Source organism: Wolbachia endosymbiont (group B) of Camptogramma bilineatum (genome assembly GCF_947251825.1).
In the GTDB taxonomy this organism is placed as follows: domain Bacteria; phylum Pseudomonadota; class Alphaproteobacteria; order Rickettsiales; family Anaplasmataceae; genus Wolbachia.
In genome coordinates this window covers 265,923-291,713 of record NZ_OX366391.1, presented here as the reverse complement: position 1 = coordinate 291,713, position 25,791 = coordinate 265,923, and the positions used below count along the sequence as shown (strand labels likewise).

Below are 25,791 nucleotides of genomic sequence, written 5' to 3'. Positions count from 1 at the left end.
TCTTTGCCCTTCTAATTCCATAAACATCTTTTTCTAAAATTCCTTTTCTATATATCTTTTGCTCATCTCACTTATAATTATTGCTACAACAAGCGCAAATATCCCTGTTATTGTTGCAAAAATGATCGCACTGCTTATTGTTGTTGTTATCAACCCTATATATACTGCTACTGCTATTGCGCTGACTGTAGTATAGATGCAGATAATATTATTATGTTTTTTCGTCCTTTTATCTGCTATTTCTCTTTGTGCTATATATTTATTATGAAGGATTGGAAAATTAACAACGGTATCTCTGCAGAGCAATGCCCCATTTTTTTCAGTAAATAAAACTTTAAGTAACTCCAAATTATTTGATTTGATTGCTAAGTGCAAAACAGGTGTATAATTTGCTCCTTTTTTCAGCAATAACTTTACTACATGTAAATGCCCTTTTTCCGCAGCAAGGTAAATCGGTGATAAACCTTTATTATTTACAATATCAATATCGATTTCTTCCTTTAAAATTGCATCTACAAGCTCAATTTCTCCCGTTTGTGCAGCTAAATGGAGTAGACTATTCTTTTCAGAACCGTATTTATTACTCATCAAAGCCTTCTTTATCTCAGGTTTAGCGTAATCAAATGGTGTCTTGCCGCTATCGTCTTTTACCAGAGGGTCTATATCTTCTCGCGTTAGTAAAACTTCTATTGTTTTCAGTCTTTCAGCATAATGTAGTGGTGTTTTATTTTCATAGTCTTGCAAATTGACTTGAGCATTAGGCTCCTTTATTAAGGATTTGAGGATATCAAGACATAAGTCTCTTTCATCGTAATTAGTATTACTTACAGCTATATGCACAGGTGACAATTTCATTGAGTTTTGTCCCATGCGTACACTATTCACATCTGCTCCAAGCTTCAGCAGTAACTTTACTATCTCCAACTTTTTATTATTAACTGCATAGTGCATTGGTGTCTGATTTCGTGCATCAAAGACATCTATTTCAGCTTTTCCTTCTCTTATCAAAATCTTTACAACTTCTGCATGTCCTATCCCTGCCGCTAGATGTAATGGAGTATGATGCAAAGCATTTCGTACATTAACGTCAATACCTTTTCTGATCAAATATCTCACTGCATTAATTTCACCTATCATTGCAGCTAAATGAAGTAAACTATCTTGTTCTGACCCGTATTTGTTATTAATTAGCGCTTGTAATATCTCTGCTTTTTTCCCTTCTTTGGCGTAATCAAGAGATGTTTTACCATCATTATCTTCTACAAAAGGATTGATATTCTTTTTTGTGAGTAGCAGATCTACCATGCTTAATTCGTCAAACTCTATAGCGCAATGTAGTGGTGTCTTTCCATTTAATCCTCTAACATTAACATCTAATCCAGGTTGATTGATGAGACACTTTATTAACTCTAAACTTAAGTTATCAGTCATTTTATATTCAAAATCTTTTTATATTTGAAATTTAGTGTTAGATAATTCTTCGAGTGAGTTTGTAATCTCTTCAGTTAGCGCCATATGAATCTTTTCAGTGTCACTCAGTGATGCAAGCAGCGCTGAAACTCTATTTGGAATATTAAGCAAATTATTACGAACAACTCTAGCGACGTTAAATGCTTCAGTTTTTACCTCTTCAATTGACACAAATTTGCCTACTTCAGCTTTCACTTTAGCTTCCAAAAGTTTACCACGCTCGGTTTCATTTTTTATTCGCGTTTTTAGCAATATCGTTGAAAGTGTTTCTCCGCGCTCTTTTCTCCTCAGTGGTTGACTTGGATCTCTTATTGCTGCTACCGCTTCATTTGCTTGTTCTCGGTCAATAAGTCCATCTTCCAGCTCAACTATTCCTTTTTTTACTAAAGAACAGACATATTGCCTCGAAAACCCTTTTTCCCTTGCCCATTCTGCTTGCGTAATTCTCACTTTTTTTCTCCTTTTTAGCACTGCTCAGCTATAATTTCGTAAGTAGTTAACATTTGAAATATGTCTAACGCTAAAGAAGGCCCGAGGTCGGGACCACCAAATCCTTCAGCCTGGCCGAAAGGACCCACTTTTTATGATACTTTTAATGTATTAAAATCTTTACTAAAATTCATAACATAGAACATTAAAGCTAAAGAATCTGCTTCATTATCATCTGTTGGACAGAAACCCTTTTCCTGTACTGCTTCAATTACATCAGCTTTACTTGCATTGCCTTTGCCTGTTATAAAGCGTTTGATAGTTTTCACAGATACACCTTTGTATGGCATATGATGTTCTTCACACCAAGCAGAAAGATGTGCTAAAAACCCTCCATAGATATGTGAAGCATCAGTTCCCAAGTGTCTTCTCACTTCTTCAAAGTACACAACTTCAATACCTGGAAATTTATACTTAAGTGCATTAAGCCAATTACGAAAATTTAAAAACTGCATTCCACCACCACTAAACCTGCTAACATGAAAACTCTTACTTCCACTTTGTACTATTCCATCATGTAAAATAGTCCAACCAGTTTGTTTGCCAAGATCTAGGGTGAGCATTTCCTTTCAATTGCTGAGTACATATATATACAAGATTTGGAAAATTTTCGTCCAAAAAATCTTCAATTTTTGAAAAATTTTTTATAATTAACTCTTTCTTGAAGATGTTTATTTAAAAACCTTACTTACCCTAAATATGATTTTTCTACTTTTAGAGTTTTTTTTATTATTCTAAATCTTATATTTTATATGTTTTTATATATGTGTATATTTTTATATATGTATTATATATATATATTATATATAAGGGTTTTAGGAAGCTGGAACCCTCCATATTGGCGGACTTCAGATATGCCGTTCCTAGGAACGGTTTTAGGAACGCATGGTGAAAACCCGCCATACAGGCTAATTCTAGATTCCTGATTCCTAATTCCTGATTTAGGAAGCCAGTAATTAGGAACGGAACTTAAGGTTATAGAGAGCATACTTTTCAACTATTTTCCTCTTAAAAATTTAAGCTATTCTTTTAATAGCGAAATCCACATTTTTAGCTCTTTAGGTGATATTGAATTTCAAAATATGAAATTCTTATATATTTTTAATATAATTTTAGGAAGTCTGAGCTACCCATTCTTTGAAATCCATTCAAAATAGGTTCCAAAAACCCGAACTGTATTATTTTAAATTGCACCGGTATTATTCTCAAAAAAAAATAACAGAATATCAATAGATTAAAAATCGCATCAGTATTATTTATTTTTGCTCCTGTCCTACATAACGGCATTAATAACTCTCATCCTTAAAAGCATCAATTTGTTTTTAAGGAAAGTTATGAAATTACAAAACTACCATATAGTTATTAAAAATGTAAAATATCAAGCTTATAGACTGAAACTTGCTAAGAGCTTTATTAATGAAGCTCACGAAGATCTTGAGCAAGAACTCTTCTGTGAAATTTGGCCATGTCTTGATCAATATGATGAAGATAAAAGTAGCTTTAACACTTTCGTAGCAAGATTAACTAAAAACAAAGCTATTAACTTGCTAAAGAAACAGCGATGTGCAAAACGCGATATCAATAACTATATTAGTATCGATGTAACAGAGCTACTTGAGAGTGAAATAACAAAACGCATTGATGTAGACTATATGATCTCGGTTTTACCAAAGGAATGGCAAAATATATGTGAGCAACTTAAATTTTTCAACTTACATGAAGTTGCCAAAATGAACAACGTTTCAAGAACCACTTTAAACAATATTATCAAGAAGATACGTGCCAAACTTTCTTCTATTTACTACGAAGGCAAAAAGAAAAATTGAACAAAATTTTTGCCTTTCTTGTATATATACATCGTAGCATGGATAAATAATGATTCTTAAAATTTTGAATAATAATGAAAGATTGCAAACAATATCAAGTGTAAAGATGGTCATCTTTGGTCCTTATGGTATTGGTAAAACAAGTCTACTAAAGACTATAGATGAACCAACACTTTGCCTTGATTTTGAAGCAGGGCTTCTTGCTGTTCAAGATTGGCAGGGAGATTCAATTAGTCTTCGCACTTGGAATGAAGCTAGAGATATTGCTTGTCTTATAGGGGGATCTAATCCTGCGCTGAAGTCTGATCAAGCATATAGCCAAAGACACCATGAACATGTATCTCGTAAGTACAAAGATCTTTTTTCTGAGTTTTCTAAATACCGATGCATTTTTGTAGATAGTATAACCGTTGCTTCACGTTTATGTCTTTTATGGGCAAAAATGCAACCTGAAGCTTTTTCTGAGAGATCAGGAAAACAGGACATGAGAGCTGCCTATGGATTACTTGCTCAGGAGATGATGGCTTGGCTCAATCAATTTCAACACATCAGAGACAAAGACATCATCATAGTTGGCACTTTAGGTCAATATCTCGATGACTGCAATCGTCCAACTTGGCTACCTCAATGCGAAGGGGCTAAAACTGCTAGTGAAATTCCTGGAATAGTTGACGAAGTAATCAGTATGGTTGGAATCAAGAAAGATGATGGAACGGAGAAACGCTCTTTTGTTTGCCACACTTTAAACCCTTGGGGATACCCAGCTAAAGACCGTAGTGGACGCCTGAGTATGGTTGAAGAACCGCATTTAGGCAAGCTGCTTACAAAGATTAAAAGCAAGTTTTAAAATTTAAACATGGAGAGTGATATATGTTACAAAACCTATTAACTGATTTTAACACTGTAAAACCGCAAAGTAGACTAATACCTAAAGGTACAATAGTAAAGGTAAAAATGACAATCAAGCCTGGAGGTTATGAGCATTGGTTTACTAAAAGCCCTACTACCGGTAGCATTTATTTAAATACAGAATTTACCGTTATTGAAGGTCTATATGAAAAGCACAAGATTTACCAAATAATTGGTATTAAAAGTAATAAAGCAGAAGATACTTGGGGAGAAATGGGTCGCTCTATGCTTCGCAGTATCTTGGAATCAGCACGTGACATTCATCCACATGATAACTCAGAAGGTGCAATCCTTGCTCGTAAGCTAAATTCAGTTGCAGAATTAAATGGGTTAGAGTTTACAGTAAAAGTAGGTGTTATAACTGATGAATATGGAGAAAAGAACAAAATTGCTTCAATAGTTACTCCGGAATACCGTAAAAATTATGAAATTGACAGAATACCATTTTGAAGTACGACGAGGAAAAGCTTTGGTCTGCTGTCGTTACTAGAGGTATTCAGGACGCAGTAGGAAAAAACCCAAAGCTAAGAGAAGAAGCAATTAATTGGCTGAATTCAAAATCTTTTGAAACTGTTTGTGAGCTAGCTAATCTCAACTTTACACGTATGGAAAATATGTATGGGAGTTTTATGTCTAAAAAGCAAGAAAAGATAAAAGCATTATTAATTGATAATATCAAGGAGTGCCTTTCTTACCTACTTCCAAATGGTGAGTTTTACCGAGAAAAAACTTATATTGGAGACTTGAATGGAAATACAATTACAGTTAAAATAGTAGGTAAGGAAGCTGGTGATTGGCGTAATTTTACTGAAGGAACTGGTGGTGATATTATTGATCTTTGGATTTTAATTAAGGGTGATATATATTCTGCTAGAAAGTGGCTCAATAAAAAATCAAAGAGTGGAGAAAAAAAAGGGGAAAAAGAGAAGAAAAAATATTTTCTGTAAAGCAGTACTTAAATGATCAATCACCAATACCAGAAGATATAATAGCTCCACGAATTCTCACTCCAGGTGGTCTTTTAGTCATTGGTGGTACTCCAAAGGTTGGCAAAAGTTATTTTCTTCTCTCTTTGCTTGCACATCTTGCAGCAGGAGTGTCGTTTCTTAAGATGAAGTCAGCAAGGCCACTAAAAATAGTCTATCTGCAAAATGAGATGGAGTACAATTATATCAGGGAACGCATACAACAAATCATAACTAATCAAAGACTGCCAAATCTAGCAGAAGAAAACTTGATTATTACTACAAAGATGAGATTAATTTTAAATGATAAGGTATAGAGAAAATAAAAGATATTATAAAAGAAAAGTTTGATATCAAAATGATAGACCTTATCGTTTTGGATTCTCTTGACTATGAAAATATATTTTCTGGCCTGCAAAGCAGAATAGAAAAATTACGTTCTATAATTAATCCTATGGCTGGAATAATTATTACACGTCATACCAGAAAAGTATCCACAGCTACACTCGCAAAAAGTCCTTTTCAAGCTTTAATTGGTGCTAATGCTTTAAGAAGTTTTTATACATCTGGTATGGTAATGTTTCAACCAAATAAACGTGCAAATATCTTGCAAGTAGTATATGAGCTAAGAAACGGTAAATCAATACCAGCAAAATTCATTAGCAGAGTAAATGGGCGTTGGCAGAACTCTAAAATTATAGCTACGGCTTAATTTATCCACAAAAACCGACACTATGCTAGAGCTAAAAACTCAGCTTTTGCAAAACATCAGATCTTGTCTTTTTCATCTTTTACCAAGAGGGACATTTCGTGGTGATAAGTTTTATGTAGGTGATGTACAGGGTAACAAGGGCAAAAGTACTGTAATAGAGTTAACAGGCGAAAGAGCCGGATTATGGAAAGATTTTGCAACGGGAGAAGGTGGTGACATTATTGATCTTTGGGCAACGGTACACGGGAAGAATGCGAGAATAGAGTTTCCTGAAGTAATGCTCTCAATAAGTGAATGGCTTGGAAAAACCAACTTCAAAGAACAGAGAAATTTAGAACAGTACTTAACTTGTAGTTGGAACTACTACGATGAAAATAACCAATTGATTGTAATAGTCTATCGTTATGATCCTCCTTTAGAGAAAAAACAATTTAAACCATTTGATGTTAAAAAACAAAGGTTCAAAGAGCCAGAAATAAGGCCACTATACAACATTCCAGGTATTTTAAGGTCCGATAAAGTTGTTCTGGTTGAAGGAGAAAAATGCGCAGAAGCACTTATAGAGAAAGGAATAACTGCAACAACAGCAATGTTTGGAGCAAATGCGCCTATTGATAGAACAGATTGGACTCCGCTTAGAGGTAAACATGTTATCATTTGGCCAGACAACGATGAAGCAGGTAATAAATATACCAAAAACGCTAAAAAGAGACTTTTAGAACTTGGTGTTGCATCACTTGCTACGCTTAAGATTCCACCGGATAAGCCAAGGAGTTGGGATGCTGCTGATGCTGTACAAGAGAATATAGATATTTTTGACTTCATAGAAAAAAACTCAAGAAAAATAATTATTAAACCACCGCTCGATATTTTCAGCTGGAGTGTAGAGCGTTTTGTAGGTCCAGTACCAAAGCAAAGATTTCTTGTTGAAGGGTTATTTCCTTTGGGTGTAACATCTATTTTGGCTGCAATGGGTGATACTGGTAAAGGTATGCTACTTCTTGACCTAGCCCTCAAGGTTGCGGGTAGCATAGATCAGGTATGCGGATTTGGTCCACTTGTTACTGAACATGGATCTGTGGTGGTATTTTCTGCAGAAGATGATACAAATGAAATACATCGTCGCTTAGAACGACTTGATCCAAATGTGAAAGATTAAAATATAAAGATAGGCTATTTATTGTACCACTGCCAAATATAGGAGGATCTTTTGCCATACTTAAGAATGTTCGCGGTAAAGTTGTAGAAATATCTCCAGAATTTGAGTCTGTAATGAAGCAGCTGAGCAGGATAAAGGATTTAAAGCTCATTATATTTGATCCCCTTGCTTCTTTCATTCATGCAGATTTAAATGCTGACCCAGCAGTAGGGGATTATCTCATGTGTTTATTATCTGATTTAGCATGTAGCACTGGAGCTTCAATAATTACTGCACATCATATGAGAAAGCTGAAGGGAGAAAAGCCTATATCAACAGTAGAGCAAGCACGAGATGCTATTCGAGGTACTTCTGCTCTCGTAAATGGAGTCAGGTGTTCTTTTGCTTTTTGGCCTGTTGAGGATATAACTAAACCGATGATTTTTAGGTCAATTGGAAAAATCCCAAGACAAAATGCACTATTTTATGGAGCAGTTGTTAAAGCAAATGGCCTTGCTGATCGTACCATACGCACTTACCTAAGAAATGAAGAAACAGGACTATTGGAAGACATTACTGAACAATTAAAAGCTCAAAATATTAGCGATAAAGATCTAAAAATATATCTTATTGACTCAATTGCGCGAGCTGCTAGTTCAGGACATCCATTTACTCATACAGGAAATGCAGGAATACATAAACAACGACATAGATTGCCTGAAGTTTTTCATAGTATGGGAAGGGATAGACTAGAGCGTATAGTGCAAGAGCTTTTACAAGCAAAGCAAATAGTTAAAGGAATGGCTAATGGTTCAAAAGAAGATAAATGGCTTGATGTAAAAACAGGACCATTTGCACGTGGAGTTGGAAAATTTACTCATGGAGCTGAAAATTTTTAAAATCAGGAAATTCTATTTTTTTATAGTCAAAGTAAAAGGGTTAATACGATAACCATATGACGATCTTTGCCAACCAAGGGTTTGTATTACATCATCACGTTCAATACTTAATCCTAATTTCTCAGCAAGTGTAGATTTGATTGTTCTTTGCATCTTATTTAATGGCTTTCTGATTTGTTGTTCTAAATCTGCTTCTAAACTAAGTCCCAAGAGTTTTTCTAACTGATTAATATTGAGAAGTGTATGTTTTTTAGGTGGTAATTCTTTCTCACAGTCATGTAAAAATTGCCTAAATAATATTCGAAAAATATAAGACATGATGCAGCTTTTTTATTTATAACTTCAATACTATTAACATATACCATACCTTTAACTACCTGTAACTCCAAAAGCTTTGTTGGTATAATTGGCTCAACACGTTTAAGCGAAATATATGAAGCTGGTAAAACTTGCAAAGAAGTATTTTCTACTACCTTTGGTACTCCTCTTTTAGCTGCCTCTCGGAATATCTCAGTTACAGTCTTAAGCTGACAAAACAGTTTCACCATTGGCACTACATATAGATTCAGTAATAGATTTGGTATATCTTTTTTTAGAGTGATGAGAACTGTAGGGTGGACTCTAAGTTTATCTATAGTTAAAAATATCGCATCAGTACAAAAATCAAGGATTATTAGATTTACAATACGACCTTGATTACAAATATAATAAACTCCTTGTTCCACTTTTTCCCACATAAGTCTTGAATCATTCAACTTTGTTTCAAACCAGTCTATGACCTTTTCTGTATTTAAGTATATGGATAAGAGATGAAATCTCTGTTTTTGATAAGTGTTAGGTAAAATATGACGAGAACAGTTTTCACAAATAGCGTCATCACATGCTTCATCAAAGTCTGAATCAATAAAAATCTCATTACTACAACTTGGATCAACTACATTTGGCCAATCAAGACGATCTTCCTCACGAGAACAAACAATATAATACCTTTCTTGCATTTTTATCCATCCAAGATCAAATAAGTATCTTGCTGCTTTAATATGATTTTGGCTTGGATTCACCCAAGAACTATTTGAACTTAAAAGATCAGCAATTTGCTCGTGAAAGAATTTTAAGACCATAAGATTGTTCCATATGTTTCTTCAGGTCCTCTCTTTCTTTTTTATTGAGTGGATGCTCTGAATAATAAACTTCCCCACTTATTTTGAAAGAAAATGTTACCTTTTTGTTTTGGAACATTACTTTAGCTGATTGAATAGATTGTAGTATGTTGCCAATAGCTGGCTTTAAAATATGTAACTCTGGTGCAATAGGATCATATGGCTTTACACTCAAAGTAAGATATGTATTACTATTTTTAAAATAATCTGACTTAAAATTTAACTCAAATATACAAATGTCAGAGTCAGAACCATCTATACATGCTTGAAGAAATTTGTTCACTTGTAATGGAAAGTTCTTATCTTGTATACTTACAAAAGTACATTCGCAGTCAAAATACCCACTTACAATGCTATTTGCTATTTCCACAGCCTTGTTAGTATTTTTAGCACAGAGATTAACCTGAGTGCCATCAAGAGAAAAGTCTAAAATCATCCACTCAGGTTTATGACCATGAACAACTTTGTTTGAATTAAGCAGTAAATCCATGTCACTTCCTCGACGTACAAACATATATATTCGATCTTGATGATGGAAAAAACCCTGCAACTGGTCATCATCCTTAAGTATCTGCTCTACGGCTTCTCGTGACATAAATTCCTTAAATGAAGTATGTATTTGTCTTGGTGATTTCTGTAAAGCAAATGATACGAAACCTTTCTTTTGTACTTTATCAAAGTGATAGACAGATTTTAGAAGTTCACAATTTATGTGAAATAGTAAAAACAATAAGGATCTTTTATCATACTTGGTATTGTTTTTTACCAGGTACGATCTCATTAACTTCTCAGTCAGAGCAAATCTTGCTACTTCACTAACTGTAGCCTCAAGTTTTGTACGATCAAAGTAGCTAATGAGATAATAGTCAAAAAGAGAGTCAGAGTAACTGGTAAGTATCTTACGTTTTTGTTGAGTGGATCTATCGTCATAATTTCCGTCCTGAAAAAGTTGCCCATTTAAATGATTTTTAAAGCAATGCTGAAAAATGATGCTAAGTTGTTTACCAGAAAGGGAATCTAACCAAGATTGACGTACATTAGAATCCTGAAAACGTTCTAGTAAGAGGTTAACAGGAACTTCTAAATCACTCTCCCAGAATTCATTACTTGGATAAACATTCATGATACTTTAAATAAGCTATATCATATATAATATGATAATTTAAGCAAAGATTTTTTGGACATAATTTTTTCAAATCTTGTATATTTATTAGGGAGAATTTGTGTGAACTAGACAGCTACCTTGAATAAGGTATCCATTGGTTTAGTCTAAAATGGTAAAAGTTTTCTTTTAGCTGTTGATAAGAATTCTCCCAACCTATTAGAAAATTCACAGGAAGAAAAACATGCAAAAAGGGGATTTAACTATTTATTGCCGTTATGAACCTCATAGGTTAGCGGGTACATATTTGGCAGATGCTTATGAACAATTATTGAAATATAGAACTAAGGAGGTGAAAGAAAATGACAACGGTAAGCTTGTATGCAAGAGTTTCATCAAGACAACAAGCACAAGAGAATACGATAGAGAGTCAGATTGTAGAATTGGAGCGTCGCATTAGTAGCGATGGACATGAGTTATTAGATGAGCATAGGTTCATCGATAATGGCTACAGTGGATCAACTTAGAACGTCCTGGCTTAGAGAGTTTACGTGATAGAGTAGCAGAAGGTAAGATTGATAAGATATACATTCATTCACCTGATCGGCTATCACGGAAATTTTCATATCAAATGATCTTACTCGAAGAGTTTAAAAAGGCTGGATCTGAAATAGTATTTTTGAATCATAAGTTTGATGACAATCCTGATTCCCATTTATTTCTACAGATTCAGGGAGCAATAGCAGAGTATGAACGTGCAAAGATTATGGAACGAAACCGTAGAGGTAAACTTCATGCGGCCAAAGCTGGGTGTATAAGTGTGATGGGTAGGGCGCCTTACGGTTATCGCTACATAGCAAAACATGTAGGTGAAGGAAGTGCTCAATTTGAGGTTGATGAAGAAGAGGCAAATATAGTGCGTAAAATATTTAGTTGGGTTGGCCAAGAAAGAGCAAGTATAGGAGAAGTTGTACATGAACTGAATAAGATACCGGTAATAACACGAACAGGAAAAAGGTATTGGAAAAGGAGCACTATTTGGAACATGTTAAAAAATCCTGCTTATATAGGACAAGCAGCTTATGGTAAAACTAGGACATGCTCAAAACCACAAGTAAAAAAGTCAAAAAAAGGAACTTGTGGTAAACTTAAAAGTGGTCGCTTTAACAGTGATAAAGAGAACTGACTTATATTCCAGTACCAAAAATAATCAATGAAAATTTATTTGATTCAGTGCAAACACAATTAGCTAAAAATAGACAAAGAGCAAGAGTAAGGCAAAGAAGAGAAACATATTTATTACAAGGTTTAATGGTATGCCAACGTTGTCAATATACTTATTGTGGTACAAACCACGTTCATAAAAAGTCGACATATTATTACTATCGTTGCTCTGGTACAAACTCTAGCAAATTCAATGGCAATAAAATCTGCGATAATAAATCAATACGCACTGATATATTAGATGGAGTTATATGGGAAGAAGTCAAGAGTATCTTGAAAGAGCCAGATAGGATTGCAAATGAATATCAACGTAGATTATCAGAGAACAAAAAACCTTTACATAATCAAACACGTGAAAAGCAAGAAAGTAAGCTAAGATTAAGTATCAAAAAATTTATTGATAGCTATGCCAAAGGGTTTATAAGCCAAGAAGAATTTGAACCAAGAATCACAACAATGAAACAGCATTTGAAAGAAATTGAAGAAGAGAAAGAAAGAACGATTGATCAAAAAAAACTACAACAAGAATTGAGCCTTGTTACAGATAGCTTGAAAAACTTTTCCTCAAGCGTTGAGTCAAAGCTTGATCAAGTGGATTGGCAGACTAAACAAAATATTATTAGAATGTTGATTCATCAAATTGAAATCAACCACAACCACTTATACATAGTATTTCGCATAAAAAATCTTGCAAATTTTGATCAAAGTAGCCATAATAGAATTATGCAATGTTGTACTAGCAGTCAATATTGTTGGACTGCCGGATAAAACTGTTGCAGAATCCAGAGAGCGCATCAGAGCAGCGTTAAATTCAATCAATCTTCTGTTACCTCCAAAAAGGATTACGGTTAATCTTTCCCCTGCGGATTTGCTTAAAGAAGGTAGTCATTATGATTTAGCTATTGCTGTTGGATTACTTGTTGTAATGAATGTGATACCAGTTGAAAAAGTTCAGTCTTATATAATTATGGGCGAGCTTGTACTAGACAGCAGAGTCATACCAATCTCAGGAGTACTTCCAACAGCAATCAATGCAAAACAGGCAAATAAAGGAGTAATTTGCCCAAGGGGAAATGGAGTAGAAGCTTTATGGGTAAAGAATGTTTCTATTCTGGCTATAGAGAAATTAACCGATATTATCAGACATTTTAAGGGTGAGCAGTTAATTCAGCCGGTAACTTTTAACTATAGCGCTGCACCCAAAGAAAAAAATTCAGTTCCAGATATAAAGGATATTAAAGGTCAAGTTGTTGCAAAAAGAGCAGCTAAAATTGCAGCAGCAGGTGGACACAATATGCTCCTTGTTGGACCTCCTGGTACTGGAAAATCAATGCTTGCTAAGCGATTTATAGGGCTATTACCTGATTTGACTGAGCAGGAGATGATTGATGTTAATATTATCTCTAGCATAACAAAAGCCGGTAACGAAACATTTAAAGTAACTCGTCCCTTTCGTGAACCTCATCACTCATGCTCGATGTCAGCGATGATAGGAGGAGGGAAAAATGCAAAGCCTGGGGAAATCACCATGGCTCACAATGGTGTGTTATTTCTTGATGAGCTACCTGAATTTCCAAGGCTTGTGCTTGATTCTCTACGTCAACCACTTGAAGATAGAAAAGTTACTATTGCACGTGCAAATGCTCACATTACTTATCCAGCTAATTTTCAACTTATAGCTGCAATGAATCCCTGCAGGTGCGGTTACTTAGGTGATGCAAGTAGATCGTGCAACAAAGCTCCAAAATGCGGCACAGATTACAAAAACAAAATATCAGGACCATTGCTTGATAGAATAGACATATGCATTGAAATGCCAAACGTTAGCATACTTTCTCCTGAAATCTCTGTGGAGGGAGAAAGTACCGAGGTTATAAGAGGAAGGGTGATAGCAGCGAGAAAAATTCAAACTGAGCGTTATAGTAAATTTAATATTCGTTGCAATGCAGAAGTCAGTGGTGAAGCATTAAATAAATTCACTGAACCAGATCAGGAAGGGTTAGAATTGCTAAAATACGTACTGAAAGAAAATTACATTTCCAATCGAGGCTATACACGTGTATTAAGAGTCGCAAGAACCATTGCAGATCTTGCGAAAAGTGAGGAAATAAAAAGAGCACACATCTCAGAAGCGCTGAATTACAGAATAAGAATGTATAAATAAATTAATTTACTTGACGGGCAGCTTTTTTTTGCCATATACTACCATTAGTGAAATTTTAATATTTTAGGAGTAGAGTTATGAAATGGACAGAATATAAATATCAGAATGGGAATGGCCTTCCTTATGCTATTACACAAGGATACAAAGAAGCTGAAGCATACTGGGGAATTCTAGGTGCTGCTAGTGGAGCTGGTCAATATGCTATGAATAATAAAGGGAGAACAGGTGCAATTGCTCTTGTTACACTTTCAGTGGTGGCGCTTACGGCTGCTTATTTCTTAAGTCCAGCTTATGCAACTTTTGTTGGTACAGTTGGAACAAAAGCTGCAACACTCGTTAGTCCTGCGATTACTGCAATGTCTGCATTTGCAGTTGCTCATCCACTTGTTGCTAGTTTGGTAGTTCTTGCTGCAGTAGCAGCTTTAATAACTGCACCTGTGTATGCATATATGAACAGTAGTAAGGCAAATCAAATTGAGAAAGCAGGTAAATTGCTTAATGGTGAACAACCAGAAACCCAATTAGAGGAGATCAAACAAGTACTTGGGGTACAAAAAGGAACTGCGAAAAGCTAGTAGCAGTTTTCAATAAAAAGGGATAGGCTTCTATCCCTTTTTCACAATTTTTTTTTGCATTCTAAGTAGTGCTGTTTGAAAGCCTGCAATTATTATACCTACTGATTAACAATGTTAAGAATAAGTAAATCTTGTTTACTGTTTGCGTATGTCAAAATGAAAAATGTTTGCATATTGTTAAAAAAGCAGTAACTTGTTATCAAGTGAATTCACTAATATTTGAGTAAAATTTAAATGTCAATCGACCTTAGTTTACCAGAGCTACCTGTATTACACCCAAGGATTACCGTTGTGGGAGTGGGTGGTGCTGGTGGAAATGCTGTGAACAACATGATTCAATCCAATTTACAAGGAGTAAATTTTGTTGTAGCAAATACCGATGCTCAAGCGTTAGAGAAGTCATTATGTGATAAAAAAATTCAGCTTGGTATTAACTTAACTAAGGGCCTTGGTGCTGGTGCTTTGCCTGATGTTGGTAAAGGTGCAGCAGAAGAATCAATTGATGAAATTATGGAGCATATAAAAGATAGCCATATGCTCTTTATCACAGCAGGGATGGGTGGTGGTACTGGAACAGGTGCTGCACCGGTAATTGCAAAAGCAGCCAGAGAAGCAAGAGCGGTAGTTAAAGATAAAGGAGCAAAAGAAAAAAAGATACTGACTGTTGGAGTTGTAACTAAGCCGTTCGGTTTTGAAGGTGTGCGACGTATGCGCATTGCAGAGCTTGGACTTGAAGAGTTGCAAAAATACGTAGATACACTTATTGTCATTCCCAATCAAAATTTATTTAGAATTGCTAACGAGAAAACTACATTTGCTGACGCATTTCAACTCGCCGATAATGTTCTGCATATTGGCATAAGAGGAGTAACTGATTTGATGATCATGCCAGGACTGATTAATCTTGATTTTGCTGATATAGAAACAGTAATGAGTGAGATGGGTAAAGCAATGATTGGTACTGGAGAGGCAGAAGGAGAAGATAGGGCAATTAGTGCTGCAGAGGCTGCGATATCTAATCCATTACTTGATAATGTATCAATGAAAGGTGCACAAGGAATATTGATTAATATTACTGGTGGTGGAGATATGACTCTATTTGAGGTTGATTCTGCAGCAAATAGAGTACGTGAAGAAGTGGATGAAAATGCAAATATAATATTTGGTGCCACTTTTGATCAGGCGATGGAGGGAAGAGTTAGAGTTTCTGTTCTTGCAACTGGCATTGATAGCTGTAACGACAATTCATCTGTTAATCAAAACAAGATCCCAGCAGAGGAAAAAAATTTTAAATGGCCTTATAATCAAATTCCAATATTAGAAACAAAAGAATATGCTTCAACTGAGCAAACAAACGAAAGAGTTAAGTGGGGTAGCAATGTTTATGATATACCAGCTTATTTAAGAAGAAAAAAATAATGCAATTTTGGCTACTCAAGTCAGAGCCAAGCGAATACTCGTGGGAAAAAATGGGAAAGGAGCAGGTGACGCAGTGGAATGGTGTATGCAATTATCAAGCTCAAAATTACATGAGAGCTATGAAATTAGGCGATCTTGCATTTTTTTATCATACAGGTAAAGAGAGAGTTATACTTGGAATAGTTGAAGTATTAAAGGAGTATTATCATGTTTATAATTCCAAATTTGGACTAGTGAATGTAAAATTTTTGAAACCTTTAAGTAACCAAGTGACGTTAAACAGTATAAAACAAAACCCACTTTTGAAAAATATGGTTATATTAAAACAATCACGTTTATCAGTTTCTCCAGTTTTAGAGACTGAGTGGAATGAAATAATAAGGATGAGTGATGTGTAATACCTGTTGCCAAACAATATTACCTCAGCACACAACATACAGCTGTATGAGTGTTTGTTTCGAAGTAGCCGATTTTTCATCAAACACAAAGCAGTGCTTGACACTGGAATCCAGCTGTAATGCAACCACATTAAAAATGTTGTGTTTTAATATAGCTTTTATATTCACTCACCTAATGTCTAATCAGAATTCCTGGATCCCAGACTGGGATGACATACTTCTAGTGTACAATATTCGTATAGTTGTGTGTATGATACGATGGTCTATAATTCTTCTTTTTTTGGTTCCAATGTCAAGTGATGGGATAATGTCCTTTCTGGTGCTTTATTCATGTTAGAAGTAAATATTCTTGATAAGAGGTGGCATAGTATTACGAAGGACCCACAGAGTTTTGTATTAAATATTATTAATGCTTCTCTAAAAGAATTAAAAATAGATCATTATAAACCAAATATATCAATAGCTCTCGCTGATGATAACTTGCTACATCAACTTAATCTTAAGTTTAGAGAAATAGATAAGCCAACTAATGTACTATCATTTCCATGCGAACAGTTATCTAGTGAATGTGATCTAGGAGACATAGCAATTGCAGTAGATACAATAGAAAGAGAGTCTCATGAGTACTGTATATCTATCCTCACTCACACTGCACACATGTTAGTTCATGGATTGCTGCATTTACTTGGCTATGATCATCAAAAAGAAGATGAAGAAATTATAATGAAAAGTTTAGAGAGCAAGATTTTAGCTTTGCTTGAATTTAAAAAGGAAAAGTATGGTAGATAATACCAAAATATGTTATTTACAAAAAAGGGGTTTTAGCTGTAAAAGGTAAGCAATATGGTTCAGTTTTCTTTACCAAAAAATTCTAAAGTTAATAAAAAGGGCAAGATTTATCCTACTCCTACTGGAGCAAAAAATATTAGAAGATTTCAAATTTATCGTTGGTCTGCTGATGATGATAAAAATCCAAGAATAGACACATTTTTTATCGATATGGATAATTGTGGCCCTATGGTACTTGATGTATTAATAAAAATAAAGGATGAAATAGATTCAACCTTAACTTTTAGACGCTCTTGTAGAGAAGGAATATGCGGATCTTGTGCAATGAATATTGATGGTACCAACACTCTTGCATGCACTAAATCTATACATGATATAAAAGGTGAAGTAAAAATATATCCACTACCTCATATGTATATAGTAAAGGATCTAGTTCCAGATCTAAGCCAATTTTATGAGCAATACAAATCGATTAAACCTTGGTTACAAACAGATAAATCTGCCTTACAAAATAAAGAATACTTTCAATCTCCTGAAGATAGAAAAAAATTGGATGGTCTGTCTGATTGTATACTATGTGCTTGCTGTTCGACTGGTTGCCCAAGCTATTGGTGGAATGGTGATAAATTTTTAGGGCCAGCGATATTACTGCAAGCTTATAGATGGATTGCTGACAGTCGTGATAATAAGAAAGAAGAAAGACTTGCTTCTTTAAACGACCCATTTAAGTTGTATCGTTGTCATACAATAATGAATTGTACAAAAACCTGCCCGAAAGGGCTTAACCCATCAAAAGCGATAGCGAAAGTAAAACAGCTTATGGTAGAGAGAGAAGGAATTTGAGTGTTATTTCTGGCACTCTTCGTAAGAAAATAGTAGACCCTCTGAAGCATAGGGTATTGTTAATACTCTAAACGTTCTTCCATTCATGAAATGTATTGTTTCACCATATGATTCCAGTAATCTTTTGAACAACTCATGTCTTTGATTATTAATAGTTTGAAAATCCTTTTTTCCTAAAAGCTTTTTAGATTCAAATAGGTGAAGCATAATCTCGTGATAAGTTGGATAAGACTCCAAAAATTTTGGATCAAACTGAAAAGTTTTTATAAAAGCATTATTATAAAATTTTAGCTTTTGATTCTTACTATATATCGCTACAGCAATCGATAGCTTCTCAAGCAAACTTTCTTGTGCAGCTAAACAATTGCTTAGCTCAGTATGTAATTTTTTTTCATCACTAATATCTTTTCCATACATTACTATGCTATTAGAATTTTGCACTGGAACTTCAACAAAATTAAAAACCTTAGGTTCGTTCTTGTAAGTTATTACACACTCTCCTGGTTTTACGTTATAGGAGCCACTCGCAACAGTAAATTTTTTAGAGCTGCCTATATATTTATCATAAAATAAGTTATAAAACCTTACTTTTTTATTCTTATTGTGCTTCAGTATTGGAAATGGTAAAGAGTCAAAAATTTTTTTATAGCTCTCCAATTCTCGCATAAGCTTACTATTTTCTAACTCAAGTTCATTAGCTTTTATCTTATAATCGGAGATATTCCTTATCCATAACAACACACCAATCACATTATTAGAATAATCTATTATGCTTTTACCATAACATGTGCAATAAACCTCACTGTCTTTTGACTTTAAATCTAGAGTAAAAGATTTATTTATTTCCTTTGCCTCAGCAAAACTTTTAATTAAGCTTTCTGATTGCTCAAAAAAATTTACAAACTCATTAAATGAATAAAAAACAGTATTAAGCAAAATTAGTAAATTGGGAGAAAATTTTTCTATACGTTTTTTTGCGTCCCAAATATAAAATCCATCATTCACAGTATCTATTAAATTATTTATGATAACATTTTGATGTTGTAAGTCCTTAATTTTATTACTAATTTTTAATTTAGAATATGAGAAAAAGAAGAATACTAGAATTAGTAGTAAAACTATTTCATACAAAAAAAACATAGTATTCCAAAACAAATATAAAAATTTGTAACCTCTCAGCAAAGAGATTGTACTGAAGAGGTATATAAGTGAAGATTGCCCAATACCCTAAAGCCTAATCTCTTATAAAGGTTTACAGAAGGTTTCATGCAATGTGCTACTATGTATTTGCACTCAAATTGCCTAGCTATCTTTATTCTTTCTAGAACCATTTGAGTTCCTATTCCACGACCCCTGTAAATTGGTAAAACTCCATCGCTATAAAAACCAGCTATGCTGTCTTGAATATAAAGACCGCATGTTCCAACAATTTCGTTATTTAGCATTACAAGAAAAAATCTTAACCTTGAGCTCTTATCATCATAATTCGATAATTGGCGAAAAAATGTGCTAACAATACTAATTCTATGATAAAAAATTTTAGAAGTGTGTAAATCTAATTGCTCTAAGAGCTCACTACTATTTACAACATTGAACTTCAAATTTGGAACAGCATCATCAGGCAAAAAATAATCTTTTATATTGAGTAAAACTTTTTTTGGTGTGCTAACGTGTTTTATTTCGCATTTTTCTAAAATACCCCCTATTTTTATACGTGGACTTATTATCCATGTTGCTTCTATATTTCGTGCTTTGAGATAATCTAGAGTTCTGCATATGGAAAGCTCAGTACATTGATCTTCACAAAACACAAAATTAAATAACGATTCTCTGGTACCATTTACTGTAAATATAACATTATCAAATTCGTCATGTATTTCCCACTTGGACAAATTCGTTGCATAAAGTATATAATCCTTTAGGTTCTGAATAATTAAGCTTGAATAACAAATTTTTTTATTCTGCATAAACCAACAATAAACAATAAAAGGCTCCTATAAAAACAAAGGCTAAAATTGCAGCTACAACATCATCTAGCATAATACCCAAAGGACCTTTTGTATTTTTATCAATCAAATTTATAGGCCACACTTTTATTATATCAAAAAACCTAAAGGAGAAAAAGCACACCAACAATACAGAGCTATTCATTTCTTGTTCTAATAATATTGAAACTAGAAGTACTGTCAGCAATTGACCAACTACTTCATCAATTACTACCTCTTTTGGATCATGCGGAGCTTTGTAATGTTGTATATAATTGCCTGTAGACCATAATCCAACTAAGAATAAAAAAAAAATAATTGCTGTACCTAAAATTCTGTCATTGAGTAATATAGGAACAATTGGGTAAGCAGCCAAGCTGCCTATAGTACCTGGCATGTGTTTTACCGTGCCAGATAGCCACCATGTTGATATTAATTTATATAAAAATTTCACAATATACCGAAATATAAAACTAATTTACAAGAACAGAAATAGTATCTTCTATAGAAGTATTTTCATATAGCAATCTATAGATCGCTTCACATATGGGCATTTTTATCTTTAGCTTTTCTGCTAAATCAAATGCAGACTTAGCAGTGTTAAAACCTTCAATTACCGACTTACCTTCTGATAAAATCTGCTGAGCACTAGAACCATTACTATTAGCTACTTTAGATCCAAAAGATAGATTTCTTGAATTTAATGATGTGCATGTCACAACCAAATCGCCTAAGCATGCTGGTCCAAGTAGTGTATTTATATCTACATTGCCGTCACCAACTTTTGCTGAGTATAAAGCCTTAATTTCACTCATACTTTTCGTAATTAATGCTGCATGAGCATTAAACCCAAACCTACCTAGAACAACCCCACATGCTATAGCAAAAACATTCTTTAACGCTGCACAAACCTGTATTCCTATAACATCGCTACTAAGGTACAATTTAATATTTTCTTGCTGTAGCTCTGATACTAATTTTAAACCTAATACTTCATTTTGACATGCAAGAACCATCGAATATGGTAATTTTCTTGCAACTTCTATAGCAAAGCTAGGACCAGAAAAAACAGCAAGAGGATTATTAGGTAAAACTTCATTGACTACTTCACTAGGTAATTTTAATGTAGATTTTTCTATTCCCTTACAAGCCAAAATTATTGCTACATTTTTTTTTAGGTTACAATCATTCAATTGATGACATATCTCCCTTAGAGACTGAGTGGGAACAGCTAGAATTATTACTGAAGCATTAACTGCATCTTCAATAGCTAATTTTACTGATACATTATCAGAAATTGGACAATCAGGTAGCTTGTCACTTTCTCTTTTCTCTTTAATTGATTCAAATATGGCCTTATTGCGAGTCCACAAAATTACATTTTTCTTACTACTTAATGAAATCGCAATTGCTGTACCCCATGCGCCAGCACCTAAAACTGATATTACCACTCAATATTCCTGAAAGGATTACTTATAATTTAAAACTGTAGAATAAGTAAATTAAAAATATAACATAAAAGTATAAAATAGTTTAAATATCTATTAACCTAAGTATTCTTTTAATAAAAATAGCTTCTATTCAATATTTACTAAAAATAGTATTATTATAGTATATCTATTGTATTTTAGATCTATTTGTATAATTTTGGAACGACACATTAACTATTAATTAATAAGTGTAATTTCTATTATTCATTAATAAAAATTTGATTTGTTACTTTCCTTGGTTATATATATTACTAAAATTATAAATTATTTATGGGGTGTAAAATATGCGTATATTATTAATTGAAGATGATCAAGTAAGTGCAAGGACTGTAGTTAATGCCTTAACTTCTGATGGACATTTTTGCGACGTTGTTACTTCTGCACAAGATTATAACAATAATATGGTTTCCTCGGGTGGAGACTGTTACGATCTAGTTATTCTAGATATACACCTGCCTGGTGATATTGATGGATATGATATACTGTTAAGATTAAGAAGTGCAAAAATCAAAGTTCCTGTTTTAATACTTTCGTGTATCTCCGCTGCCAACCATAAAGCTAAAGGACTTGGGTATGGTGCCGACGATTACTTAACCAAGCCATTTCACAAGAGCGAATTATTAGCTCGAATTAAGGCCATAGTCCGACGTACTAAAGGCCATCCCGAATCAGTGATAAAGATTGGTAATATGAATATCAATTTTGATCACAGGATTGTTGAGGTAAAAGGCAAAACAGTTCACCTTACTAACAAAGAGTATTCCATGATAGAATTGCTGGCATTGCGTAAAGGAGCAGTGTTGACAAAAGAAATGTTTTTAAACCATCTTTACAATGGCTTGGACGAACCTTCAGACAACAAAATAGTTGATGTTTTTATGTGTAAATTACGTAAAAAACTTGAAAGTGCAAATGATGGAATAAGCCACATAGAAACCGTTTGGGGTAGAGGATATGTTCTAAAAGAGTATGTTGACGATGAAGAATACTCTAGTGTTAATATAAGCGAAAGCAGTAGTGACTATCAAGCAGAACAAGTGAAGGACAACGCATAAAATGCTTTATTCACCCATTCATTGAAGCAACAAAATAGGTAGATGAAATAAGATAAAAACCAATCGTAAAAGTGAGGTAACATGGTTAGTCTTTTAGAACTTTACAAAGACTTGCAGCAAAAAATAGAAAAGTTGGAAGCGGAGCTAAAAAGTTATAGGTAAGAAAGTAAGGCTTTAGAGATAGAGAATGACGAGTTAAAGGAAAAGCTCGGTTAAAATTCAAGCTTTGTTAAGTTCAAAAGGAAATAAAAAAAGAGATAAGCCAAGAAGTAAAAGGAATATAGGTAGTCAAATTGAGCGTACAGGATATGTGAAATGTTTGATACATTTACATAGTATGGCTGACATTCATGCATTGCCTAGGTGAAATATAAGCCGAGTTCTGTTTATGTAGCTATTTATCTGGAGTAAATGTTACCATTTACTTCATGCGATTTACCCGAGTAGATATGAGAAAAACATAAAATCTACTTCTATTTAATCTTGCTCCTAGTGTTGGTTACTTGACTACCAATGTTGCCATTGTTATGGTGCGCTCTTACCACACCTTTTCACCCTTGCCTAATAATATTTTAGGCGGTAATTTTCTGTAGCCCTATAACTGGAGTTACCTCCGGCGGGCGTTACCCGTCACTAACTTTTCTTGGAGCTCGGACTTTCCTCTGCTGTGTTTATCACACAACAGCAGCTACTTATTTCACCTAGAAATTATACTTTAACATTAAAATCACAAAAGCAAAAGAAAATTTCCTAACAGTCTACATACTAAAAACATTCAGACAAATAGCTAAAGGTGATATTCCGGTACATCATCGCTATCCCAAGATAAGCTTTTTTCACTTTTAGACTCTAGCTCAGTCAGTCAAGATCCTGGTCCACCGCTTGAAGACGATGAGCTACTTCTTGACCGACTACTACTCTCCACCGATATACTGTTTAGCACTGTTTCAGATTGATCCATAGTTCGCATAGATATATGTCTCATTCTGTTATTAGCGATAAAAATTTCTTCATCGCTATTGCCACTTGAAGATGATCGCCTTCTATCATTGAAATTAGTTAGTTCTAACACAGGAGCAGCATTACGACCCTTAACATATTTGTATGCTATGAATCCTATAATTCCAGCAATACTTATTATCGCTCCAACCAAAGACCCACCTATCATTCCTGCCCTATTAGACTCTATAGCAAGCTGAGTGGGCTGTGGTGAAGGAGTAGTTTTAGGAAGTAAAGTTGTAGTGAACAGAGGAATTGTTACCTTTGTTCCAGTATTTGATATAGTGGACACTGTTTGTATAGTTTTCTCTGAGTTTGTTGTTGGCGCATTAGTTGGCATTGTAGTAATCATAGTTGCTTGTGAAGTCGCAATAGTTTCAGCTACTGTTGTTGGTTCTGATGACGTACTCATCTTAGTTGTTAATTCTGTTAAAGGCTTACTCATCGTAGTACTGCTTGCTGTAAAAGTTGACTCAACAGTCGCTGCTGTAGATTTTACAGTACTTGTCTCAGTTTCCGAAGGCACACTAGTTGACGTTTTAGCAACCGTGGTCGTTTGTGAAGTAGAAGTTGTTTTTGCTACTGTTGTTGGCCCCACTGTTACTGTACTTGTTTGAATTGTTGACTCTGTTGAAGGCCTACTCGTTGTAGAAGTAGGTGCAGTGGTAGTTGATGCTACTGTTGTTGACTCCACTGTTACTGTACTTGCCTGAGTTGTTGACTCTGTTGAAGATTTACTCATTGTGGAAGTTGGTACAATGATAGTTGATGCTTCTGTTGTTAATTTGGTAGTCTTTACAGTGTCGGTTTCTGTTGTGCTAGTAATTGCAGCAGTCGTCGTTTTCTTAGAAGTCACAACCGTCTCTGTAACAGTTATAGGAGCTACAGTACTGCTGGAAATAATACTAGGCATCAATTGGCCGTTAATGATATTAACAAAATCACTGAGAGCTTTGATACTGCTTGTCGGTATTATCGTTGCTTCAGAAGATTTTCCAGAGCTCTCTCTATTAAAAGTTATAATACTCTCTCCACTTACCGCAGTGACGATAAAACCTCCTTGGCCATTGTCTTTAATATACAATTGTTCTATAGGATCCTCACATTCACAAATAGGAAAGTTCAATTTTGATCTACTCTTAACAAGACTTGCTAAATGCAATTCTTGCGTATTAGAAGATTGTTTTTTTGCAAGAAAAGCAATCTGGTCATCTCCTTCAGTTCGTTTCACATACTGTAGAAAATTTATTTTTTCTGGACTAGAGATAATAAATGATGCTCTATCTATTTGACAATTTTTCTTAAGCAAACATTCATCTTTCTTTCCACTTTTTAGATCCTTAACCACTTTAGCCATATCGAACTTAAAAATATTTGTTCTTGCTTCTGGCTTCCCAATAATCTCTTTGCTCATCTGTGCATAAAGCATCGTATTTTCATCTAATGCCAATTGCCCTGGATTATCAAATTTGAATAATTTTCTTTCTATGATGCCGTTTGCTCCAGGTAAAACTCTGAACTTTCCATCTACTTTTAATTCTAAGTACCAAGAAACTAAAGCTTGATCCTTTAAGTTATGAGCAATTACAACAATATTACCATGATCAACTTTTACTGCTTTTGGTAAAAAGTAACTATTGTCTTCATTTGCAATGATTATTTATATCAATGTTCTTGTATAATTTTACTTTTCCTACGTATTCAACTAAGGGAGCATTAGTTGAATGCTTAATTTCGTAAGTGTTGAATGTTAAGCCTTTGATGCACTTTCTTTCTTTGTTAGTTTCTTCTGTAGGAAAGATAACTCCAACTTTATCTATTTCAGCTGAATTTTCTATTAGTGTGGGAGATAATTGGCCCTTGAATTCATTTGCTACGTTGACACATGTATCACACTCGTATGTTTTCGATTGATATAATGGACTAATAAGTAACTTTACTCTACTGCTTCCATTGCCGTTATCTTGATAGCTGAGTCCATAAGCAACTCCATTTCCTTCAATCAACCCTACATTTGCTGGGTTAAAACCTATCGCTTCTTTAACTTTCAGTATAGTTGTATTAACTCCAAATAATCTACTTAATATAGACATGATTATATTTAAAATCTTAATAAAATGCTATTATGATTGTTCCTGCATGTTAATGTCAATGAAAATTTTAACCAAAATTAAGAAATT

25 protein-coding genes, 1 other RNA gene and 3 pseudogenes are annotated in these 25,791 nt (G+C 34.1%); 17 read left to right on the top strand and 12 right to left on the bottom strand.

Annotation, left to right across the window (positions count from 1 at the left end):
• Positions 1–33: 33 nt before the first annotated feature.
• The 3 genes from OPR44_RS01510 to OPR44_RS01500 form a co-directional block, all read right to left on the bottom strand.
• Positions 34–1,431, bottom strand: coding sequence for an ankyrin repeat domain-containing protein (locus OPR44_RS01510; RefSeq protein ID WP_265015123.1), 1,398 nt, complete (start codon positions 1,429–1,431; stop codon positions 34–36).
• Between the two features lie 18 nt (positions 1,432–1,449).
• A complete protein-coding gene (locus OPR44_RS01505; protein ID WP_264376886.1) occupies positions 1,450–1,920 on the bottom strand; it encodes a hypothetical protein in 471 nt (156 codons plus the stop codon).
• 131 nt (positions 1,921–2,051) lie between these two features.
• Positions 2,052–2,522, bottom strand: coding sequence for a RuvC family protein (locus tag OPR44_RS01500; RefSeq protein ID WP_265015122.1), 471 nt, complete (start codon positions 2,520–2,522; stop codon positions 2,052–2,054).
• A gap of 771 nt (positions 2,523–3,293) precedes the next feature.
• On the opposite strand from OPR44_RS01500, the gene OPR44_RS01495 reads away from it, so the two are divergent.
• From OPR44_RS01495 to OPR44_RS01465, 7 genes and pseudogenes are all read left to right on the top strand, one after another.
• Entirely contained in the window at positions 3,294–3,785 is a 492-nt protein-coding gene (locus OPR44_RS01495; protein ID WP_265015121.1) for an RNA polymerase sigma factor, read from the top strand.
• 49 nt (positions 3,786–3,834) lie between these two features.
• The gene (locus tag OPR44_RS01490) at positions 3,835–4,632 is read left to right on the top strand and encodes an ATP-binding protein (RefSeq protein WP_265015120.1); all 798 of its coding nucleotides are present in this window, start codon (positions 3,835–3,837) and stop codon (positions 4,630–4,632) included.
• 23 nt (positions 4,633–4,655) lie between these two features.
• On the top strand, positions 4,656–5,144 hold the full coding sequence (locus tag OPR44_RS01485) for a hypothetical protein (RefSeq protein WP_265015119.1): 489 nt from the start codon (positions 4,656–4,658) through the stop codon (positions 5,142–5,144).
• On the top strand, positions 5,141–5,641 hold the full coding sequence (locus OPR44_RS01480) for a hypothetical protein (RefSeq protein ID WP_265015118.1): 501 nt from the start codon (positions 5,141–5,143) through the stop codon (positions 5,639–5,641). The genes OPR44_RS01485 and OPR44_RS01480 overlap by 4 nt, the downstream gene beginning before the upstream one ends.
• Positions 5,587–5,976, top strand: a complete 390-nt coding sequence (locus OPR44_RS01475) for an AAA family ATPase (RefSeq protein WP_320157109.1) — start codon at positions 5,587–5,589, stop codon at positions 5,974–5,976. Before OPR44_RS01480 ends, OPR44_RS01475 begins: the two co-directional genes overlap by 55 nt.
• A 41-nt stretch (positions 5,977–6,017) precedes the next feature.
• Positions 6,018–6,371: a hypothetical protein gene (locus OPR44_RS01470; RefSeq protein WP_265015117.1), complete on the top strand. Its 354-nt coding sequence runs from the start codon at positions 6,018–6,020 to the stop codon at positions 6,369–6,371.
• Positions 6,372–6,393: 22 nt separating this feature from the next.
• Positions 6,394–8,408 (top strand): annotated as a pseudogene (locus OPR44_RS01465) (AAA family ATPase).
• 12 nt (positions 8,409–8,420) lie between these two features.
• On the opposite strand, the gene OPR44_RS01460 reads toward OPR44_RS01465, so the two are convergent.
• Genes OPR44_RS01460 through OPR44_RS01450 form a run of 3 tightly spaced genes read right to left on the bottom strand, consistent with a single transcriptional unit; the run spans position 8,421 to position 10,691 of the window.
• Complete coding sequence (locus OPR44_RS01460; protein WP_265015116.1) at positions 8,421–8,618, bottom strand: hypothetical protein; 198 nt, start codon at positions 8,616–8,618, stop codon at positions 8,421–8,423.
• Positions 8,619–8,626: 8 nt separating this feature from the next.
• Positions 8,627–9,529, bottom strand: coding sequence for a hypothetical protein (locus OPR44_RS01455; RefSeq protein WP_265015115.1), 903 nt, complete (start codon positions 9,527–9,529; stop codon positions 8,627–8,629).
• Positions 9,495–10,691, bottom strand: coding sequence for a hypothetical protein (locus OPR44_RS01450; protein WP_264377181.1), 1,197 nt, complete (start codon positions 10,689–10,691; stop codon positions 9,495–9,497). Before OPR44_RS01450 ends, OPR44_RS01455 begins: the two co-directional genes overlap by 35 nt.
• 341 nt (positions 10,692–11,032) lie before the next feature.
• On the opposite strand from OPR44_RS01450, the pseudogene OPR44_RS01445 reads away from it, so the two are divergent.
• The 9 genes and pseudogenes from OPR44_RS01445 to OPR44_RS01405 all read left to right on the top strand — a co-directional run.
• Positions 11,033–11,421: pseudogene (locus OPR44_RS01445) on the top strand (recombinase family protein); the annotation flags it as partial.
• A 15-nt stretch (positions 11,422–11,436) separates the two neighbouring features.
• Positions 11,437–11,856: a recombinase family protein gene (locus OPR44_RS01440; RefSeq protein ID WP_320157108.1), complete on the top strand. Its 420-nt coding sequence runs from the start codon at positions 11,437–11,439 to the stop codon at positions 11,854–11,856.
• A 47-nt stretch (positions 11,857–11,903) separates the two neighbouring features.
• Positions 11,904–12,662: a recombinase zinc ribbon domain-containing protein gene (locus OPR44_RS01435; protein ID WP_265015114.1), complete on the top strand. Its 759-nt coding sequence runs from the start codon at positions 11,904–11,906 to the stop codon at positions 12,660–12,662.
• Positions 12,592–14,058: a YifB family Mg chelatase-like AAA ATPase gene (locus tag OPR44_RS01430; RefSeq protein ID WP_265015113.1), complete on the top strand. Its 1,467-nt coding sequence runs from the start codon at positions 12,592–12,594 to the stop codon at positions 14,056–14,058. The genes OPR44_RS01435 and OPR44_RS01430 overlap by 71 nt, the downstream gene beginning before the upstream one ends.
• A 77-nt stretch (positions 14,059–14,135) precedes the next feature.
• Entirely contained in the window at positions 14,136–14,633 is a 498-nt protein-coding gene (locus tag OPR44_RS01425) for a hypothetical protein (protein WP_264378035.1), read from the top strand.
• 234 nt (positions 14,634–14,867) lie between these two features.
• Positions 14,868–16,052, top strand: coding sequence for a cell division protein FtsZ (gene ftsZ / locus OPR44_RS01420; protein ID WP_012481860.1), 1,185 nt, complete (start codon positions 14,868–14,870; stop codon positions 16,050–16,052).
• A complete protein-coding gene (locus OPR44_RS01415; RefSeq protein ID WP_265015112.1) occupies positions 16,052–16,450 on the top strand; it encodes an EVE domain-containing protein in 399 nt (132 codons plus the stop codon). The genes ftsZ and OPR44_RS01415 overlap by 1 nt, the downstream gene beginning before the upstream one ends.
• 330 nt (positions 16,451–16,780) lie before the next feature.
• Positions 16,781–17,239, top strand: coding sequence for an rRNA maturation RNase YbeY (gene ybeY / locus OPR44_RS01410; protein ID WP_265015111.1), 459 nt, complete (start codon positions 16,781–16,783; stop codon positions 17,237–17,239).
• A gap of 54 nt (positions 17,240–17,293) precedes the next feature.
• Complete coding sequence (locus tag OPR44_RS01405) at positions 17,294–18,082, top strand: succinate dehydrogenase iron-sulfur subunit (RefSeq protein WP_265015110.1); 789 nt, start codon at positions 17,294–17,296, stop codon at positions 18,080–18,082.
• Between the two features lie 3 nt (positions 18,083–18,085).
• Here OPR44_RS01405 and OPR44_RS01400 read toward each other — a convergent pair whose 3' ends face one another.
• The 4 genes from OPR44_RS01400 to OPR44_RS01385 all read right to left on the bottom strand — a co-directional run bounded on the left by OPR44_RS01400 (position 18,086) and on the right by OPR44_RS01385 (position 21,518).
• Positions 18,086–19,222 carry a hypothetical protein gene (locus OPR44_RS01400; RefSeq protein ID WP_007302010.1) on the bottom strand — a complete coding sequence of 379 codons (1,137 nt, stop codon included), beginning with the start codon at positions 19,220–19,222 and terminating at the stop codon, positions 18,086–18,088.
• 35 nt (positions 19,223–19,257) lie between these two features.
• A complete protein-coding gene (locus tag OPR44_RS01395; protein ID WP_064085647.1) occupies positions 19,258–20,049 on the bottom strand; it encodes a GNAT family N-acetyltransferase in 792 nt (263 codons plus the stop codon).
• Positions 20,039–20,464, bottom strand: coding sequence for a phosphatidylglycerophosphatase A family protein (locus OPR44_RS01390; RefSeq protein WP_010406878.1), 426 nt, complete (start codon positions 20,462–20,464; stop codon positions 20,039–20,041). The genes OPR44_RS01395 and OPR44_RS01390 overlap by 11 nt, the downstream gene beginning before the upstream one ends.
• Before the next feature lie 76 nt (positions 20,465–20,540).
• Entirely contained in the window at positions 20,541–21,518 is a 978-nt protein-coding gene (locus OPR44_RS01385) for an NAD(P)H-dependent glycerol-3-phosphate dehydrogenase (RefSeq protein WP_064085646.1), read from the bottom strand.
• A 323-nt stretch (positions 21,519–21,841) separates the two neighbouring features.
• Here OPR44_RS01385 and OPR44_RS01380 point away from each other — a divergent pair, with 323 nt between their 5' ends.
• Positions 21,842–22,612, top strand: coding sequence for a response regulator transcription factor (locus OPR44_RS01380; protein ID WP_010406882.1), 771 nt, complete (start codon positions 21,842–21,844; stop codon positions 22,610–22,612).
• A gap of 355 nt (positions 22,613–22,967) precedes the next feature.
• Here OPR44_RS01380 and rnpB read toward each other — a convergent pair.
• Together rnpB and OPR44_RS01370 are read right to left on the bottom strand one after the other, a co-directional pair.
• Positions 22,968–23,317, bottom strand: an RNA gene (rnpB, locus tag OPR44_RS01375) — RNase P RNA component class A.
• A gap of 157 nt (positions 23,318–23,474) precedes the next feature.
• A pseudogene (locus OPR44_RS01370) lies at positions 23,475–25,704 on the bottom strand (hypothetical protein).
• Between the last annotated feature and the right edge of the window lie 87 nt (positions 25,705–25,791).

Coding starts and splice junctions, on each gene's coding strand:
- OPR44_RS01415 (WP_265015112.1), top strand. CDS start 16,052: ATGCAATTTTGGCTACTCAAGTCAGAGCCAAGCGAATACTCGTGGGAA.
- OPR44_RS01490 (WP_265015120.1), top strand. CDS start 3,835: ATGATTCTTAAAATTTTGAATAATAATGAAAGATTGCAAACAATATCA.
- OPR44_RS01500 (WP_265015122.1), bottom strand. CDS start 2,522: ATGCTCACCCTAGATCTTGGCAAACAAACTGGTTGGACTATTTTACAT.
- OPR44_RS01455 (WP_265015115.1), bottom strand. CDS start 9,529: ATGGTCTTAAAATTCTTTCACGAGCAAATTGCTGATCTTTTAAGTTCA.
- OPR44_RS01380 (WP_010406882.1), top strand. CDS start 21,842: ATGCGTATATTATTAATTGAAGATGATCAAGTAAGTGCAAGGACTGTA.
- OPR44_RS01440 (WP_320157108.1), top strand. CDS start 11,437: ATGGAACGAAACCGTAGAGGTAAACTTCATGCGGCCAAAGCTGGGTGT.
- OPR44_RS01510 (WP_265015123.1), bottom strand. CDS start 1,431: ATGACTGATAACTTAAGTTTAGAGTTAATAAAGTGTCTCATCAATCAA.
- ybeY (WP_265015111.1), top strand. CDS start 16,781: ATGTTAGAAGTAAATATTCTTGATAAGAGGTGGCATAGTATTACGAAG.
- OPR44_RS01425 (WP_264378035.1), top strand. CDS start 14,136: ATGAAATGGACAGAATATAAATATCAGAATGGGAATGGCCTTCCTTAT.
- OPR44_RS01495 (WP_265015121.1), top strand. CDS start 3,294: ATGAAATTACAAAACTACCATATAGTTATTAAAAATGTAAAATATCAA.
- OPR44_RS01485 (WP_265015119.1), top strand. CDS start 4,656: ATGTTACAAAACCTATTAACTGATTTTAACACTGTAAAACCGCAAAGT.
- OPR44_RS01395 (WP_064085647.1), bottom strand. CDS start 20,049: ATGCAGAATAAAAAAATTTGTTATTCAAGCTTAATTATTCAGAACCTA.
- OPR44_RS01470 (WP_265015117.1), top strand. CDS start 6,018: ATGATAGACCTTATCGTTTTGGATTCTCTTGACTATGAAAATATATTT.
- OPR44_RS01390 (WP_010406878.1), bottom strand. CDS start 20,464: ATGCCAGGTACTATAGGCAGCTTGGCTGCTTACCCAATTGTTCCTATA.
- OPR44_RS01450 (WP_264377181.1), bottom strand. CDS start 10,691: ATGAATGTTTATCCAAGTAATGAATTCTGGGAGAGTGATTTAGAAGTT.
- OPR44_RS01400 (WP_007302010.1), bottom strand. CDS start 19,222: ATGTTTTTTTTGTATGAAATAGTTTTACTACTAATTCTAGTATTCTTC.
- OPR44_RS01405 (WP_265015110.1), top strand. CDS start 17,294: ATGGTTCAGTTTTCTTTACCAAAAAATTCTAAAGTTAATAAAAAGGGC.
- ftsZ (WP_012481860.1), top strand. CDS start 14,868: ATGTCAATCGACCTTAGTTTACCAGAGCTACCTGTATTACACCCAAGG.